The 17074-nt window shown below is 71.1% G+C and carries 12 protein-coding genes; 8 read left to right on the top strand and 4 right to left on the bottom strand.

The window, feature by feature from the left end:
* The first annotated feature begins 75 nt into the window (after positions 1-75).
* From OG542_RS16820 to kstD, 5 genes are all read left to right on the top strand, one after another.
* Entirely contained in the window at positions 76-1995 is a 1920-nt protein-coding gene (locus OG542_RS16820) for an AMP-dependent synthetase/ligase (protein WP_328411757.1), read from the top strand.
* A 154-nt stretch (positions 1996-2149) separates the two neighbouring features.
* Complete coding sequence (locus OG542_RS16815; protein ID WP_328411755.1) at positions 2150-3241, top strand: sugar ABC transporter substrate-binding protein; 1092 nt, start codon at positions 2150-2152, stop codon at positions 3239-3241.
* Positions 3242-3303: 62 nt separating this feature from the next.
* Positions 3304-3903: a TetR/AcrR family transcriptional regulator gene (locus tag OG542_RS16810; RefSeq protein ID WP_328411753.1), complete on the top strand. Its 600-nt coding sequence runs from the start codon at positions 3304-3306 to the stop codon at positions 3901-3903.
* A 119-nt stretch (positions 3904-4022) separates the two neighbouring features.
* Entirely contained in the window at positions 4023-5234 is a 1212-nt protein-coding gene (locus OG542_RS16805; RefSeq protein WP_328411751.1) for an MFS transporter, read from the top strand.
* An 89-nt stretch (positions 5235-5323) separates the two neighbouring features.
* On the top strand, positions 5324-7096 hold the full coding sequence (kstD, locus tag OG542_RS16800; protein ID WP_328411749.1) for a 3-oxosteroid 1-dehydrogenase: 1773 nt from the start codon (positions 5324-5326) through the stop codon (positions 7094-7096).
* A gap of 13 nt (positions 7097-7109) precedes the next feature.
* On the opposite strand, the gene OG542_RS16795 is transcribed toward kstD, so the two are convergent.
* From OG542_RS16795 to OG542_RS16785, 3 genes are all read right to left on the bottom strand, one after another.
* Complete coding sequence (locus OG542_RS16795; RefSeq protein WP_328411747.1) at positions 7110-7769, bottom strand: class I SAM-dependent methyltransferase; 660 nt, start codon at positions 7767-7769, stop codon at positions 7110-7112.
* Between the two features lie 243 nt (positions 7770-8012).
* Positions 8013-8285 (bottom strand): hypothetical protein, encoded by a 273-nt coding sequence (locus tag OG542_RS16790; RefSeq protein WP_328411745.1) that lies wholly within the window; start codon positions 8283-8285, stop codon positions 8013-8015.
* A 186-nt stretch (positions 8286-8471) separates the two neighbouring features.
* A complete protein-coding gene (locus OG542_RS16785; protein ID WP_003992177.1) occupies positions 8472-8675 on the bottom strand; it encodes a cold-shock protein in 204 nt (67 codons plus the stop codon).
* A 320-nt stretch (positions 8676-8995) separates the two neighbouring features.
* On the opposite strand from OG542_RS16785, the gene OG542_RS16780 reads away from it, so the two are divergent.
* From OG542_RS16780 to OG542_RS16770, 3 genes are all read left to right on the top strand, one after another.
* Positions 8996-9844 carry a menaquinone biosynthetic enzyme MqnA/MqnD family protein gene (locus OG542_RS16780; protein WP_328342158.1) on the top strand — a complete coding sequence of 283 codons (849 nt, stop codon included), beginning with the start codon at positions 8996-8998 and terminating at the stop codon, positions 9842-9844.
* 91 nt (positions 9845-9935) lie between these two features.
* Positions 9936-11684: a serine/threonine-protein kinase gene (locus OG542_RS16775; RefSeq protein ID WP_328411743.1), complete on the top strand. Its 1749-nt coding sequence runs from the start codon at positions 9936-9938 to the stop codon at positions 11682-11684.
* Between the two features lie 176 nt (positions 11685-11860).
* Positions 11861-12097 (top strand): hypothetical protein, encoded by a 237-nt coding sequence (locus OG542_RS16770; protein ID WP_328411741.1) that lies wholly within the window; start codon positions 11861-11863, stop codon positions 12095-12097.
* A 186-nt stretch (positions 12098-12283) separates the two neighbouring features.
* Here OG542_RS16770 and OG542_RS16765 read toward each other — a convergent pair whose 3' ends face one another.
* Positions 12284-16945 carry an FtsK/SpoIIIE domain-containing protein gene (locus OG542_RS16765; RefSeq protein ID WP_328411739.1) on the bottom strand — a complete coding sequence of 1554 codons (4662 nt, stop codon included), beginning with the start codon at positions 16943-16945 and terminating at the stop codon, positions 12284-12286.
* Positions 16946-17074 lie beyond the last annotated feature (129 nt).

The following is a 17074-nucleotide window of genomic DNA, read 5'->3' as shown; positions in this document are numbered from 1 at the left end:
GTTGAGCGCCTCGGCGTGCGAGGCACGTACGTCATGCAGCAAGCAGTTTCCAGCTGCACGCCCCAGGAGCCGCCCGTGTCCACTGCGTATCCCTCCTCCGCCTACGGCGACGTGTACGGAGGACCGGTCCTGGTCGAACCCGAGACACGGCGGCTGGACGGCGTGGTGCGGGAGGCCGCCGTACCGCCGCTGGCGCCGCCGTGGACGCACGGGTCGCTCGCCGACCTGCCGTTCGACAACGCGAGCGCGGAGCCGGGGGCCGTGGCGCTCAGCCGCAAGGACGCCGAGGGGCGCTGGAGCGACGTCACGGCCGCCGAGTTCGCCGCCCAGGTGCTGGCCGTGGCGAAGGGACTGATCGCCGAGGGCCTGATGCCGGGCGACCGGGTCGCCGTGATGGCCCGCACGATCTACGAGTGGACGGTCCTGGACTTCGCGGCCTGGTCGGCCGGTCTGGTCACCGTCCCCGTCTATCCCACGTCCTCCGTCTTCCAGACCCGCTGGATCCTCCAGGACTCGGGCGCGGTCGCCCTGGTCACCGAGACCGCCGGACAGGCCGCCGCCCTCGGCCCGGAGCGCGAACGCCTCCCCGACCTCCAGCACATGTGGATCGTCGAGAAGGGCCATGTGGACCGGCTCGCGGAAGCCGGGGCGCACCTGTCCGACCAGGAGGTGGAGGTGCGGCGCGGCATGCTCGGCCCCGACACGCTCGCCACCCTCGTCTACACCTCCGGCACCACCGGCCGCCCCAAGGGCTGCGCCCTCACCCACGGCAACTTCTTCGCCGAGGTCGACAACGCCATCGAACTCCTCTATCCCGTCTTCAAGACGAAGACCAGCGAAGAGGCCTCCGTCCTGCTGTTCCTGCCGATGTCCCACGTCTTCGGCCGCATGGTCGCGATCGCGTGCATCCGCGCCCGGGTGCGGCTGGGCCACGCGCCGAGCATCAAGGCGGACCACCTGCTGCCGGACCTGGCGAGCTTCAGGCCGACCTGTCTGCTGGCCATCCCGTACATGCTGGAGAAGGTCTTCAACTCGGCCCGCGCCAAGGCCGAGGCGGGCGGCCGGGTGACGTCGTTCGACCGCGCGGTGTCGGTGGCGCAGCGCTACGGCGAGGCGGTCGAAGCCCGGCAGACGGGCACCGGCACCGGCCCCTCCCGCGCCCTCAGGACCGCCCGGGCCTTCTACGACCCCCTGGTCTACCGCCGTATCCGCAACGCCATGGGCGGCCGGGTCCGCTACGCGATCTGCGGCGGCTCACCCCTGGGCCACCGCCTCGCCGCGTTCTACGCCGGAGCCGGCATCGAGATCTTCGAGGGCTACGGCCTGACGGAGACCACCGGCGCCGCCACCGTCACGCCACCCCTCAAACCACGCCTGGGCACGGTCGGCTGGCCGCTGCCCGGCACCCGCGTCCGCATCGCCGCCGACGGCGAGATCCTCCTCGCCGGCGACCACGTGCTGCGCGGCTACTGGGACCCCCAGGCCGGCGGCGTCGTCCCCGCCGCCCCCGACGGCTGGCTCGCCACCGGCGACATCGGCGAACTGGACGACGAGGGCTACCTGACGATCACCGGCCGCAAGAAGGAACTGCTGATCACCGCGGGCGGCAAGAGCGTCGCCCCGGCCCCCCTGGAGAACTGGCTGCGCTCCCACCCGCTGATCTCCCAGTGCCTCGTCCTGGGCGACGGCCGCCCCTTCGTCTCGGCCCTGATCACCCTCGACCCGGACGGCATCACCCACTGGCGCCAGATGAACGGCAAACACCCCGTACCGGCCAAACTCCTCGTCGACGACGAGGATCTGCGCGCCGTCCTCCAACGCGCCGTCGACGAGGCCAACAAGATGGTCTCCCGCCCGGAGTCCATCCGCGCCTTCGCCATCCTCCCCGAGGACTTCACCGAGGAGGCGGGCCATCTGACCCCCTCGATGAAGCTCCGCCGCCACGCGGTACTGCGCGCGTTCACGGAAGAAGTCGAGGGGCTGTACGCACACTGAGACGGCCGGGCGTGAGGCGGCCTTTGCGATGTCTTCACACGAATTTCTTGACGCCGCACACCGTCTCCCCTTTGGCTTTCGAGCAATCCCGTCGCGATGCTCCCCCCATCGGAAGGCACCACCAGTGAAAGCGCGTAACACCCGTCGGACCGCTGTGCGCACTGTCGCCATAGCCCTGGCGGTCTCCGTATCGGCCCTGTCCCTCACCGCGTGCGGCGACGACGGGAGTGACGACACCGCCGTGCAGAAGGGCAACGACATCACGGTGGGCCTGCTGCTGCCCGACCGGGACACGGCTCGCTTCGAGAAGTTCGACTACCCCCTGATCAGGGACGAGGTCGCGTCCCTCACGGAGAACAAGGGCAAGGTCCGCTACGCCAACGCCGAGGCGAGCGTGTCCAGACAGAGTGAGCAGTTCCAGAAGATGATCGCCGACAAGGTCGACGTCATCCTCGTGGACGCGCTGAATTCCAAGAAGATCGCCTCGGACGTACGGAAGGCCAAGGACGCCGGCATCCCGGTCATCGCCTACGACCGGCTCGCCGAGGGCCCGATCGACGCCTACGTCTCCCACGACAACGAACTCGTCGGGCAGGTGCAGGGCCGCGCCATCATGGGCGAACTCGGCGAGAAGTCCGAGAAGAGCAAGGTCGTCATGATGAACGGCGACCCCGGCGACCCGAACACGGCACGGTTCAAGGGCGGCGCGCTGAGCGAGCTCCAGGGCCAGGTGGACATCGTCGAGCAGTACGACACCAAGGAGTGGAAGCCCTCCATCGCCAAGGCGAACATGGAGAAGGCGATCCAGGCCGTCGGACTGAACAACATCGCCGCCGTCTACTCGGCCAACGACGGCATGGCGGGCGCCGTCATCGAGGCGCTGCAGGAGGCGGGCGTCACCAAGATGCCGCCGGTGACCGGGCAGGACGCCAACCTGGACGCGGTGCAGCGGGTCGTGTCGGGGGAGCAGTACATGACCGTCTACAAGTCCTTCCTGCTGGAGGCGACGAACGCCGCGAAGATCGCGGTGGCCAAGGTCCAGGGCCGGGCGATCGAGTTCGCCGCGCTGACCCGGGAGACGGTCGACAGCCCGACGGCGAAGAGCATCCCGGCGATGCTGGTGCCGGTGGTCGCCCTCACCAAGGACAACATCAAGGAGACGGTGATCACCGACGGTGTCTACACCGTGAAGGACATCTGCACCTCGAAGTACAAGGCGGACTGCCAGGCCATCGGCCTCGAGTAGCGCGGTGCCGGACCGGCAGAATATTGGAACCTGCGGTTCAAAACCGTGTTAGCGTCCTGTCCATGGCCCGGCCGAGGAAGTTCGACGAGGAGCGGGCCCTGGACGCGGCGATGCGTGTTTTCTGGGAGAGGGGCTACGAGGCCACCTCCACTCAGGATCTGTGCGACGCCACCGGCCTGGGGCGCAGCAGCATCTACAACACTTTCCAGAGCAAGCACGACCTCTTCGAGCGGGCCCTCGCCCGATACCTGGACACGATGACGCTGGCTCAGACGGCAGTCCTGGACGACGTGGAGCGGCCGGCCGCCGATCGGGTGCGTGCGCTGCTCACTCAGGTCGTCGAGAGCGAGGCGGAGTGCCGGATCGGCTCCGGTCGAGCCCTGGGCTGCCTGGGGGTCAACACCGTCGTGGAGCTGGGCGCTCGCGACCCCGGGGCGGCCGCGGCGCTGGAGCGTGACACCGCACGGCGCCTCGCCGCGTACCGGGTCGTGATGGAGGCCGGCCGGCGCGACGGCAGCATCACCGCCTCGCGTGCCCCGGATGCGCTGGCCCGATTCCTCAACGCGACGGTCGCCGGGCTGCGCGTCTCCAGCCAGGGCGGCGCCGCCCGGGCCGACCTGGAGGCGATCACCGAGACCGCCATGGATGCGATGGTGCCCTGAGTTCTGAGCCCTCCTGCCCGGCGGGTGCCCGGGCTCTCTCATGCCCCAGTTTTGAACTGTTCGATACATAACCCATTCCGCAGCCTGCCGATCCCCGCCCGAGAAACAAAGGAGCCCCCGTGCCCCGTGCCGTATACGTCCTGGCGCTCGGCATCTTCGCCATGGTGACCAGCGAGTTCGTGGTCGCCGGGCTGATGCCCCAGATGGCGGAGGGCCTGCACGTCACCGTCCCGCAGATCGGGTACCTGATCACCGCCTTCGCCGTGGCCATGGCGGCCGGCGGCCCCTTCCTGACCATGGCGGTGGCCAAGCTCGCGCCCCGTACGGCGCTGATGACGCTGTTCGCCGTCTTCCTGGCGGGCAACGTCCTGGCCGCGACCGCACCCGGCTACGCGGTGATGACAACCGCCCGCATCATCACCGGCGTGGCCTCCCAGGCCTTCTTCGGTGTCGCCGTCTCGCTGTGCGTCCAGCTCACCCGCCCGGAGGTGCGCGGCCGGGCGATCGCGGTCGTCATGAACGGGCTGATGCTCGGCACGCTGCTCGGCCTGCCGCTGTCCACCCTGGTCGGTGAGCGGTTCGGCTGGCGTGCGGCGTTCTGGGCGATCTCGGCGCTGGCACTCGTCGCCGCGGCCGTGACGCTCGCCGGGATACCCCCGCTGGAGCGCTCGGGAAGCGGCGGCTCACTCCGCGAGGAACTCGGCGTCTTCCGGAACCCGAAGCTCTGGCTGGTGCTCTCCACCAGCACGCTGATCATCGGCGCGACGTTCTCCGCCTTCAGCTACTTCAACCCGATCCTCACCGAGGTCACCGGCTTCTCCACCGGCACCGTCCCCGCCCTGCTGATCGCCTACGGCGCCGCCACCGTCGTCGGCAACACAGTCGTCGGCCGCCTCGCCGACCGCCGTACCGTGGCCGTCCTCGCCGTCGGCCTCCTGCTCAACGCACTGTTCCTCACCGGGTTCGCGCTCCTCGCCGGCATGCCCGCACCCGCCGTCGTCTGCATGCTGGGCATCGGGCTGGTCGGCGTCACCATGAATCCGGCGATGGTCACCCGCGTCCAGCGGACCGGAAACGCCGGCCCGCTGGTCAACACCGTCCACACCTCCTTCATCACCCTCGGTGTCATCCTCGGCTCCTCGCTCGGCGCCGTCGCGATCGACGCCTGGGGCCTGCGCGCCGCCCTCTGGCTCGGTGCTGGTATGGCCGTCCTCGGGTTGACGACGCTGCTGCCCGAGATCATCCTCCGGCGGTCAGGAGCGCCCACCGAGCCGACTCGCCCCGCCCGAGGTCCGGCCCACGCAGGGTCCGCCTCCCGGGGCCGGAACTGAACTCGCCCTGTCGGCATGGCACTTGACTTCGCAAGGCCCGCGCGCGACATTCCCCATTCCTTCGCGTTCCTCTTCGGGCTGGAGTGACCATGACCACGAACACGAACTCCCCAGGGGCTCCCGGAACCCCGTCCCGAAGACGAGTGCTGGCCGGAGCCGCCGGTGCCGGGCTCGCGGTCGCCGCCGGAGTGCAACAGGGCGCCCAAGCCGCCGACTTACCCCCGCTCGGCACGTACGACGTCGTCGTCATCGGCTCCGGCGCGGCCGGGATGACCGCCGCGCTGACCGCCGCCGGGCAGGGACTGAGCTGCGTCGTCCTGGAGAAGGCCCCGACCTTCGGCGGCTCGGCCGCCCGCTCCGGCGCCGGGATCTGGATCCCGAACAACCCGGTGCTCCTGGCGGCCGGCGTCCCGGACACCCCCGCGAAGGCCACCGCCTACCTCGCCGCCGTCGTCGGCCCGGACGTCCCCGCCGACCGGCAGCGCGCCTTCCTCACCCACGGCCCGGCCACGATCTCCTACGTCATGGCCCACAGCCCTCTGCGCTTCCGCTGGATGGAGGGCTACAGCGACTACTACCCGGAGCTGCCCGGCGGCCTGCCGAACGGCCGCTCCATCGAGCCCGACCAGCTCGACGGCCGGATCCTGGGCCCGGAGCTGGCCCGGCTGAACCCGCCGTACATGGACGTGCCCGCCGGCATGGTCGTCTTCAGCGCCGACTACAAGTGGGTCACGCTGGCCGCGGTGAACGCCAAGGGAGCGGCCGTGGCGGCCCAGTGCCTGGCACGGGGCACGGCGGCGGCGCTGCGCGGCGAGAAGCCGCTGACCATGGGCCAGTCGCTGGCGGCCGGGCTGCGTGCGGGACTGCGGTCGGCCGGGGTGCCGGTGTGGCTCGAGACGCCGCTCACCGACCTGTACGTCGAGGGCGGCACCGTCAGGGGAGCGGTGGTCACCCGGAACGGCAGCCCCGGCCTGGTCCGCGCCCGCCGGGGCGTGATCGTCGGCTCCGGCGGATTCGAGCACAACGCGGCGATGCGCGAACGCTTCCAGCGTCAGCCCATCGGCACGGACTGGACGGTCGGCGCCAAGGAGAACACCGGCGACGGCATCCTGGCGGGGGAGCGGCTCGGGGCGGCCCTCGACCTGATGGACGACGCCTGGTGGGGCCCGGCCGTCCCGGTCCCGGGCCAGCCGTACTTCTGCCTCGCCGAACGCACCCTCCCCGGCGGCCTCCTGGTCAACGGGGCCGGCCGGCGCTTCGTCAACGAGGCCGCCCCCTACAGCGACGTCGTCCACACCATGTACGACGAACGCGAGGCCATCCCGTCCTGGCTGATCACCGACCAGAACTACCGCAACCGGTACCTCTTCAAGGACGTCCTGCCGGCCCTGCCCCTCCCCGACGCCTGGTACGACTCGGGCGCCGCCCACAAGGCCTGGTCCCTGGACGCGCTCGCGGCCTCGATCGGCGTCCCGGCGGCGGCCCTGCGCACGACCGTCGACCGCTTCAACTCCCAGGCACGGCGGGGAGAGGACCCCGACTTCCACCGCGGCGACAGCGCCTACGACCACTACTACACGGACCCGTCCGTCCTCCCGAACTCCTGCCTGGCCCCCCTGTGGCTGCCCCCGTACCACGCCTTCCGCATCGTCCCGGGCGACCTCGGTACCAAGGGCGGCCTGCTGACGGACGCCCGGGCCCGCGTCCTGCGGGAGGACGGCTCGGTCATCCCGGGCCTGTACGCCGCCGGCAACGCGAGCGCCGCGGTCATGGGCCACAGCTACGCGGGCGCGGGCTCGACCATCGGCCCGGCGATGACGTTCGGGTACATCGCGGCGAGGGATGTCGCGGGGGTGCTCTAAGTCGCGGGGTGCTCTAAGAGGTGGGCCGCGGGGGCTTGCGGGCCACGAGGCATGCCTGGGCGGCCGGCTCGCCGAGCTCCTCGTCGGCCTCCCGTACGGTCCGGGAGCGCAGCGTGAATCCGGCGGCTTCCAGCAGGGTGGTCATCTGCTCCGGCCGGCGCCGCAGGAAGTCCAGTGCCACCCGGTGCCCGAAGGCCTCCTCGTGGCGGCGGGGCTCGTCGCCGACCTGGAAGCCGAGCAGCAGATGCCCGCCGGGCCGCAGGACGCGGTGGAACCCGGCGAAGACGCCCGGCAGGTGGTCCAGGGGGGTGTGGATGGTCGAGTACCAGGACACGACCCCGTCGAGCGATTTGTCGGGCAGGTCCAGCTCCAGGATCGAGCCCTGCTCGAACCGCATGCCGGGGTTCTCGCGGCGGGCGATCGCGAGCATCGACGACGACAGGTCGAGACCGAAAATCGACAGCCCCCGGGCCGCCAGGAACGCCGTCACCCGCCCGGGCCCGCACCCCAGGTCGGCGACCTCGCCCCCCTCACCCACGAGCTCCGCGAAACCGGCCAGCAGCCCCCGGTCCAGGGGCGTGGTCCCGTGCAGACCATGGAAGTGGACGGCGTAGTCCTCGGCCACGGTGTCGTAGAAAGTGCGGGTCTGGGTCACGAAGTCGGCGTCGGTCATGCCCCGAGACCCTACTGCGCGGCCCCGTCGGCCCGCCCGCGGTTTGCCTGTCGGTCCGTTCGGCCTTGGCGTGTGTCGGCAGCCAATCTGCGCGGGGCGGTGCGGCTCTCGCCTGCCCGCTGGTCCCGGACGGCCCGTCCCACCACCGCCGGCCTGCGTGCTCGACCCTCTGGCCGGTGCGTGTCTGCTCGGGGCGGCGTGTGCGGCCGGCTTGCCTGCCCGCTCTCCCCTGGGCCCGGACGCCTAGCTGGTCGGCTCGTCTCCCTGGCCTTCGCCCGGCCGGCCGTCCCCGTGCCCCCCGGCCGCCCTCGTGGCTCCTGCCCCCGCAGCGGCTCCGATCGCCGTGCCCAGTCCCAGGCCCAGGGCCAGTCCCAGCCCGATGTTGTCGAAGACGGTCATGCCGAGAGCCAGCCCGAGCGCCGTGCCGAGCGAGAGCCCCAGTGACAGGCCGGTCGCCCGATGGTTGGGCGCGGGAGTTCCGCTTTCCTGCTCGCCGTTCTCTTCATGTCCCTGCATCCGGACATCTTCTCCCGGGCCGCCTCCCTAGCGGGTCGGGCCCCCGGTTCTGTCCCGCCCCAGCGGAGCGACCCGCAGAATTCGCCGGAAATTCACCGGCCTCTCCGGGAACGGGAGAACCGGAAGGGGCCGGGAAAGGCAGGAGCCCCGACGCCTGACGGCGCGGGGCTCCTTGGGTACTACTGATCAGACCGGCGTGACGTTCTCAGCCTGCGGACCCTTCGGGCCCTGCGTGACGTCGAAAGACACCTGCTGGTTCTCCTCGAGGGAGCGGAAGCCGCTCGCGTTGATCGCGGAGTAGTGGACGAAGACGTCGGGGCCGCCGCCCTCCTGGGCGATGAAACCAAAGCCCTTTTCGGCGTTGAACCACTTCACGGTTCCGGTAGCCATAAGCCCTCCTTGGGCCCAAAAGGGTTGCCCTGCTCCAGAACCAGCAAGTGTGAAGATGAATTCTGCACAACTGCATACGTCTGAGAATGACGAGAGCCCGCGGTCACATGCTCCGCAGGCTCTGTACTGCAAGGGAAACCAAACTGCAACTTGCGATGAGCCTAGCACGCAGGCCCCGGAATGCAATAGGGGTCAAGATCACGTCACCCGAATGTTTGAACGTCCCTCCGCCGACTGGCGGAGAACGCCTCCGTCGCCGCTCACAGACCCACGGCGGGGCCGGACGCCGGCCACTGGGCCGAGAGGGCTAGCCTCACGATGTGGACAATCCTCGCACCCGGCCGCGCGTCGGCCACATCCAGTTCCTGAACTGCCTGCCCCTGTACTGGGGGCTCGCGAGAACGGGCACGCTCCTCGACTTCGAGCTGACGAAGGACACCCCGGAGAAGCTCAGCGAGAAGCTGGTGCAGGGCGAACTCGACATCGCACCGATCACCCTGGTCGAGTTCCTCAAGCACGCGGACCAACTGGTCGCCTTCCCCGACATCGCCGTCGGCTGCGACGGCCCGGTGATGTCGTGCGTGATCGTCTCGCAGGTCCCGCTGGACCGGCTGGACGGCGCCCGCGTCGCCCTCGGGTCGACCTCCCGCACCTCCGTCCGCCTCGCCCAGCTGCTCCTCGCCGAGCGCTACGGCGTACAGCCGGACTACTACACGTGCCCGCCGGACCTCAGCCTGATGATGCAGGAGGCCGACGCTGCCGTCCTCATCGGTGACGCGGCGCTGCGCGCGAACATGCTCGACGGGCCGCGCTTCGGTCTGGACGTGCACGACCTGGGCGCGCTGTGGAAGGAGTGGACGGGCCTGCCGTTCGTCTTCGCGGTCTGGGCGGCGCGCCGCGACTACCTGGAGCGCGAGCCGGTCCTCACGCGCAAGGTGCACGAGGCCTTCCTCGAATCCCGCAACCTCTCCCTGGAGGAGGTCGGCAAGGTCGCCGAGCAGGCGGCCCGGTGGGAGGACTTCGACGAGGAGACCCTCGCCCAGTACTTCACGACGCTCGACTTCCGCTTCGGCGGCCCGCAGCTGGCGGCGGTCGCCGAGTTCGCCCGGCGCGTCGGCCCGACGACCGGGTTCCCGGCGGACGTGAAGGTGGACCTGCTCCAGCCGTGAGCGGGCGCTCCTCCGGCACTACTCTGCTGGGAGTGCAGGCGGACGGGGGCCCACCCGGGCTTCCGGACGCCTACGGGGGAGGGGTGACGCCATGCGGCCGCTCGAAGTCGACGAACCCACCGTCGTGGGGCCCTACCGGCTGCTCGGCAGGCTGGGCTCCGGCGGGATGGGCCGGGTCTACCTGGGCCGCAGCGCCGGAGGCCGCACGGTCGCCGTGAAGATCGTGCACCCGCATTTCGCGCTGGACGAGGAGTTCCGGGCGCGGTTCCGCCGCGAGGTCCAGGCCGCGCGCCGGGTGGGCGGTGCGTGGACGGCGTCGGTCCTGGACGCGGACCCGGAGGCGCGGGTGCCGTGGGTGGCCACGGCGTACGCGGCGGGCCCGTCGCTGTCCGCCGCGGTGGCGGACTTCGGACCCTTGCCGGCCCACACCGTACGAGTCCTGGGAGCGGGACTCGCCGAGGCGCTGGCGACGGTGCACGAGCTGGGCCTGGTGCACCGGGACGTGAAACCGTCGAACGTCCTGCTCACACTCGACGGCCCCCTGCTGATCGACTTCGGGATCGCCCGGGCCACGGACGGTACGGCGTCCCTGACGTCCACGGGCGTCTCGATCGGCTCGCCCGGCTACATGTCGCCCGAGCAGATCCTGGGCAAGGGCGTCACAGGTGCCGCCGACGTCTTCTCGCTGGGCGCGGTCCTGGCGTACGCGGCGACCGGCGAACCGCCCTTCCCCGGCGACTCCTCGGCCGCCCTGCTCTACAAGGTCGTCCACGAGGAGCCGGAACTCGGCTTGCTTGACGGGGAGCTGCGGTCCCTGACGGCCGCCTGCCTGACGAAGGACCCGGGCGCACGACCCGCCCCGGCGGAGGTGGCCCGACGGCTGGCTCCCGAGGGAGCGGCTCGGCTGGTGACGGGTGGGTGGCTGCCCGGGGCCCTGGTGGAGCAGGTGAGCCGGAGCGCCGTGCAGCTGCTGAACCTGGAGGCGACGGGGCCGGGAGCTGGAGGGCCTTCGGGGCCGGTCGGGTTCAGTAGTCCTTCTGTGGGGGCGGGGGTGGGAGAGACCGGGGCGTCGGCTGAAGCGATTGGGGCGGTTGGGGCGGTTGGGGCTGCCGGGGCTGCCGGGGCTGCCGAGCCCGGGGTGTTCGGGCCGCCGCCGGTCATGCCCGCGCCCGCCGCCGCGCCGCCCTTCGTCGCCGTACCCGCACCCCGGGACGCCGGACCGCAGGACACGGCCCCGCCGACCACCGGGCGCCGCCCCGGCAAGGTCACGGTCTCCGTGGCGGCGACGTCCACGCCGGAGGGCGGTGGGCGGGTGCGGAGGCTGAGCTGCTCGGTCGCCCTGGCGGTCGCCGGGGCGATGGCGGCCGTGACGATCGGGTCGGTGTTCGTGTTCGACCTGCTGCCGGGCCGGAACGCCCAGGACGACACGGATGACTCGGGCAGCGGCACCGACTCGCCACCGGCGGCGACCGCGAGCTCCGCCCCTGGTTCGGTGCCCGCCGCCTACCTCGGCACCTGGGAGGGCCAGGGCACCGCCCTCGACGGCAGGCTGCCCCTCGGCGCGTTCCGGATCACGGTCGAACGGGCCGCCGTCGGCCAGGAGCTGGGCCGACTCCGCCAGACCGACCAGATCGGCGGCGTCTGTGTCGACGTACTGACCCTGAAGCAGGTGACGAAGAAGGAACTCGTCGCGACGTCCGTGGGCGCGAAGAGCAACCACAGCGGCTGTAACCCGGCCGCCACGACCGTCCGTCTCAGCCCGGTGGGCGACGATCTCCAGTATCAGTCGGAGAGCGAGGAGTCGGGGCGGCCTCAGGCTCGGATGTCGAAGGTGCGGTAGGGCACGACCGGCCTCCGTACTTCACGAACAGGGTGATCAGGAGAACCACCACCGTGAGGGTGGCGACGAGGCCGGCAGCCCACAACCACGGATAGTGCACATGCACCCAGCAGGGCCCGCCTTCCCTGTAGCAGGCGCCGTCCCAGTCCCGGCGCCGCTTGGGGCGGATGGTCGCCGTGATCACCCCCGCACCCACGTATCCCGCCGCCAGCCCGGGCAGCGAGGCGGCCGCCCAGCCCAGCGAACGCGGCTTGCTCCTCTTCCAGTTCATCCGGGTCAGCGGCCACACCCAGACGAGGAAGACCAACGGCATCACGGCACCGACACTCGCGGCGAAGGCGTACGCCCCGCCGGGCCACGCCGGTGCGAAGTCGCTCCAGAGGAAGTCGCTCCAGAGGTCGCGGCCCCAGTAAAGGTCGAAGAAGTACAGCGGCGTCATGAGGGCGAAGGCGGCGGGGAGCCCCACTCACGCCCAGAGACAACCCCAGTCCCGCTTCTTCGGTCGCTCGGCGTTCGGCCGGCCGAGCCGGTGCTCGTACCGCAGCGCCGACCCCGCCGCCTTCCTCCGCTTCGGCTTCGCCGAACCCCCGCTCAACGCCTCACCCCGGGATGACGACGGTCCGCAGCTCCCCGTCCCCGAGGTGCAGCATGCCCTTGCCCGGGGCGACCTGGCCGCCGACCATGCCGCGGTTCAGGCGTACGCCGATGAGGTCGCCGCTGGAGGACTCCTGCGGGGAGAGCAGGATGCCGCGGCGGGCCTTCTTCGCGTCGACCTGCCAGCCGGAGAAGCCGCTGCACACGTCCTCCTCGTCACCGGCGATGACCATGGCGAGGCCGCGTTCGGCGCCGCGGGAGACCAGCTTCTTCATCTGGCTCTCGGCGTCGCAGTCCTCCAGGATCTCGCCGTCGTCGATGAGAACCGCGATCGGCTCCTCCAGCGACGCCTGGTCGATGAGCTCCTCGAACTCGTCCTCGTCGATGTCGTCACCGGTGAAGACCTTCAGCACGCCGTCGGCGCCGTCGAGCTGACGCAGGGGCGACTGGCGCGGCGCCGCGATCACCAGACGCGTGCCCTGGGCCAGGAACGACTGCGCGAAGTTCCACAGCACCGTCGAGCGGCCCGACTTGGCCGGACCCGCGACGACGAACGCCGGCACGCCCGCCGCGAGGTCCGGGCCGAAGCCGACGATCTCGTCGCCGCCGATACCGACCAGGCCCCACAGCCGCGAGCGGGACGCGTCCGGGTCGCGCATCTCCCAGGCCTCCGGGAAGGAGATGCGGCTCGGCAGGCTGTCCACGCGGAACGGGCGGCGCGAGCGCGGCACGTCGGCGTCGCGGGCCGCGGCCGCCTCACCGATCGCCGCCAGCGCGGCCGCCTGTCCCTGACCGGTCGTGTCCTCGGCGAGCAGCGCGAACTGCGTCTCCGTACCGAACTCGTTGCGGAAGGCACGGCCCGGCGGGATCTCCTCGGGCACCTTGCGGGCCGGGATGCCGAGCGAGGAGAAGTCGCTGCGGTCGGCCAGCCGCAGGCCGTACTTGTCCTCGGTGAGCGTCGCGATACGGCCGACGAGCAGGGTCCGGTCACCGGTGAGGACCAGGTGGATGCCGACGCTCGCGCCCTCGCGCATCATCGTCTGCAGCTCGTCCGTGAGCGAGCCGTGGTCGACCTCGCCGAGCGTGGGCACCCAGCCCTCCCAGCGGTCCAGCAGCACGACGATGTGCGGCAGCCGCTCGTCGTCGGCGACCGAGGCCCGCTGCTCGCCGATGTCCGCGAAGCCCTTGTCCGCCAGCAGATCCTGGCGGCGGCCCATCTCGCCCTTGAGCCGGTTGACGAGCCGTACGACCCTCTCGGTCTGGTTACGGCCGACGACCGCGCCGCAGTGCGGCAGCCGCGTCAGGGCGTTGAGCGCGCCGTTGCCGCAGTCGATGCCGTAGAGGTGCACGTCGGCGACCGAGTGCGTACGGGCGATCGAGCCCGCGAGGGTGCGCAGCACCTGGGAACGGCCGCTGCGCGGGGCACCGCCGATCATCAGGTGGCCGAAGGAGGAGAAGTCCACGGCGACCGGGCGGCGCGACTGGCTGGAGGGCAGGTCCTCGATGCCGTACGGGGCAGGCGGCAGCTTGCCGGGGCCGCCCGCGAACGCGGGGAGTTCGACGTCGTCCAGCAGCAGCGTCTCGTCGAGCGCGGGCAGCCACGGGCTGTGCTGCGGCGGGATGCCGAGCGAGCTGTTGGCGTCGCGGATCGTGTCGACGAGGACCTTCAGGTCGGTGATCTCCTCTTCCTCACGGGCCTCCGCCTTGGGCTTGACCAGTGCGGTCCGGCCAAGGTCCTCCCAGGTCAGCGGACCCACCCAGGGCATGAGCACGGCCGGGTCGGCCGCACCGGGCCGGCGGCCACCCACACGGCCCGACTGGAAGGGCACCAGCGAGGCGTGGCCGAGCCGGGCGTAGGCGCGGCCCGGGGTGTTCTTGGAGATGTGCCCGGCCTCCGGCGAGTCGATGACGTCGGACGACTCACCGCCGTCCGTCACGCGCAGCGCGATACGGAGGTTGGTGTTGGCGCGGATCTCGGGAGACACGACACCCGACGGGCGCTGCGTGGCCAGCAGCAGGTGAATGCCGAGGGACCGGCCACGCTGGGCGATGTTGACCAGACCCGTCACGAAGTCGGGCAGGTCACGCACCATGGACGCGAACTCGTCGATGACGATGAGCAGCCGCGGCACCGGCTGGTGCGACGGATCCCGGCGCACGAGATCCTGGTAGTCCTCGATGTCCTTGGCGTCGGCGGCGGCCAGAATGTGCTCGCGCCGGTGCAGCTCGGCACCCAGCGACTCCAGGGCACGCTCCACCAGGTGGGCGTCGAGGTCGGTCACCATGCCGACGGTGTGCGGCAGATGCACACAGTCCTTGAAGGCCGCGCCACCCTTGTAGTCGACCAGCACGAAGGTCATGTTCTCGGGCGTGTTCGCCACGGCCAGCGCCGCCACGATGGTCTGCAGCAGCTCCGACTTACCGGAACCGGTCGTACCGGCGATGAGACCGTGCGGACCGTCCTTGCGGATGTCGAGCCCGAACGGCCCGTCGTACGACTCACCGATGACGGCCAGCGTCGACTGCCCGCCCATCCGCCACCGCGCCACGATCGCGTCGCTCGTCGGCGGCTCCAGCTGCAGCACGTCCAGCAGCCGGCTCGAACCCGGAAGCGCCGAGTCCTCGGTCTCACCGCTGATGTCCCGCAGCGGCGACAGCGACCGGGCCAGCCGCAGACACCAGGCGGCGGAGACGAAGTCGGGCCGCACGTCCTTCAGCCGCTCAGCTCCGGCCTCCTCGACGCGCAACCTCAACCGCTCGGTACGGCTCGCCTGTTCGGGCTGCTGTGCGGTGTTGTGCCAGGCCTGGAAGGAGGGGAAACCACCGGCGGCCTGCTGCGTCTGCTGCTGCTGCTGGATCTGCTGGGCGGGCTCGTACTCCTGGGCCTTCGGCTCGGCGACGACGTACGCCTGGCACTCACCGGGCAGGAACCGCTCCTCGGCGTCCAGGCAGATGGCGAACATGGACACGGCGGGCCCTTCGCGCAGCAGCCGCACCACGCCGGGGAGAGACCTGAGCCTCCGCGACCCGTCCCACACCACGACGATGTCGGGATCACCGAAGGACGACGCGGCCTGCGACTTGTTCTCCTCGGCGGCCTTCTTGCGCGCGTCGAGGATCTGCGTCAGCTCGCCGATGCGGGCACCCACGGTCTCGGCGTCGGTCCCGATGAGCGCGTTGACGTCCTGCCCGCCGGACGGCCGGGAGTGCGGCAGCCAGCGCACCCAGTCCCACGACTCCTGCGCGGCGTTCTCGCTCAGCACGTAGAACTGCACGTCCATCGGGCTGTGCAGGGCCGCGGTCTGCGCGACGGCCCACCGCCCGAGAGCACGGGCGGAGTCCCCGGGCCCGGCCATGCCGATGACACCGAGGCCACGCAGGTTCAGCGCGACCGGGGCGTCCTCGATCTTCCAGGTCACCTGCCGGCGGTGGTCGTCCTGCTCGGGGTCGTCGAGCACGACCTCGGAGGGCAGCTGCCCGGTCCCGAAGCGGACGAGGAGATGATCACGGTCGGTACGCCGCCGCTCCCAGAGCCGGGTCCGCGGCCCGGTCCCCAGGGCGAGGACAGTGGCGGGATCGGGAATGGCATGCCGCCGGTCGGTCCGCTCGGCGACGAGCGCGTCCTGCGCGTCCTTCTCGATCCGCTCCTTCTGCTCCTCGTACTCCTCGACCTGCTTGGCGTGGGACTTACGCCCGTGCTTCTTGTCGTTGTAGTAGTTCGCGAAGAGCAGGATCGGAGCCAGGCCGGCCATGATCAGGTAGTACCAGCGCTGGAAGATCATCACCGACACGACGGCACCGACGAGCGGCGTCAGCGCCATCAGCCAGGGCAGCGGCCGGGCCTCGTAGTCGCGGGGCGGCGACGGCAGCCGGAAGTTGGTCTGCCGCTCGGGCGGGCGCAGCCGCGGAGGACGGTTGTAGTCGAGGCCGACGCCGTCGTCCGACCACTTGAGGGCGGCGTTCGGAGGCGTGTACCGGGTGAGTTCGAGGAGGGTGTTCCCGAGCGCGATCTGACCACCGAGGGGCCACTCGGCGGGGCCGCCCTTCTTCTCTTCCTTCTTCTCCTGGTCCTTCTTGTCCTTCTTCTTGCCGCTCTTCTTTTCCTGGTCCTTCTTGCCCTGCTCTGCTTCGTCGTTCTCGCCGAAGGACTTCCCGTCGAGGGTGACGTGGTCCTTGTCCATGTGCACGGCGACCTGGCAGGTGCCGTCGGTGGCGACGGAGAGGGTGAGCGCCCGGGCGTCGACCTCGGGATCGTCGACACGGACGTACGAGGCGGCCCCGCTGCCGATGTCGTAGCGCCCGACGCCGAGCCGGTGCACGAACCCGGCGGCGGGCCCGCCGACGACGCGCAGCTCCACGAGGCCGGTGGGCTCACCCGGCAGACACCCGGACGGATCCTGAAGGCTCACGACGGCGCCCTCGCGCAGGGGCGAGCCGACGACGGTGGCGTTCGGATCGACGGCGTATCCGTCCACGTACACGAGGGGCGCGTTGTTGACCGGCGCGTGCCGGTGCTGCCCGAGCGGGATGACCTGCGCCCCGCTGAGCCCGACCTGCTTGGCCAGCTCCTGGGCGATGTCCCCCACGGTGGACTCAGGATCGGCATCGAGCACGACGTCGGCGGTGCCACCGCCGTACGGGTCGACGACGGTCAGAGTCAGGCGCACGACTAGTCCTCCCCGTGCCACTGGGCCGGTGTGGCCGCTGTGGTCTCTGTCGCTGCGTCCGCTGTCTGTTCGCTTCAGTCACGCGGGCCACAGTCGTAAGGGACGATATCCGTTCGGTACGACGGTGAG

This window comes from Streptomyces violaceus (genome assembly GCF_036014075.1).
Lineage (GTDB): Bacteria > Actinomycetota > Actinomycetes > Streptomycetales > Streptomycetaceae > Streptomyces > Streptomyces violaceus.
This window is presented reverse-complemented; position numbering and strand designations above follow the sequence as displayed.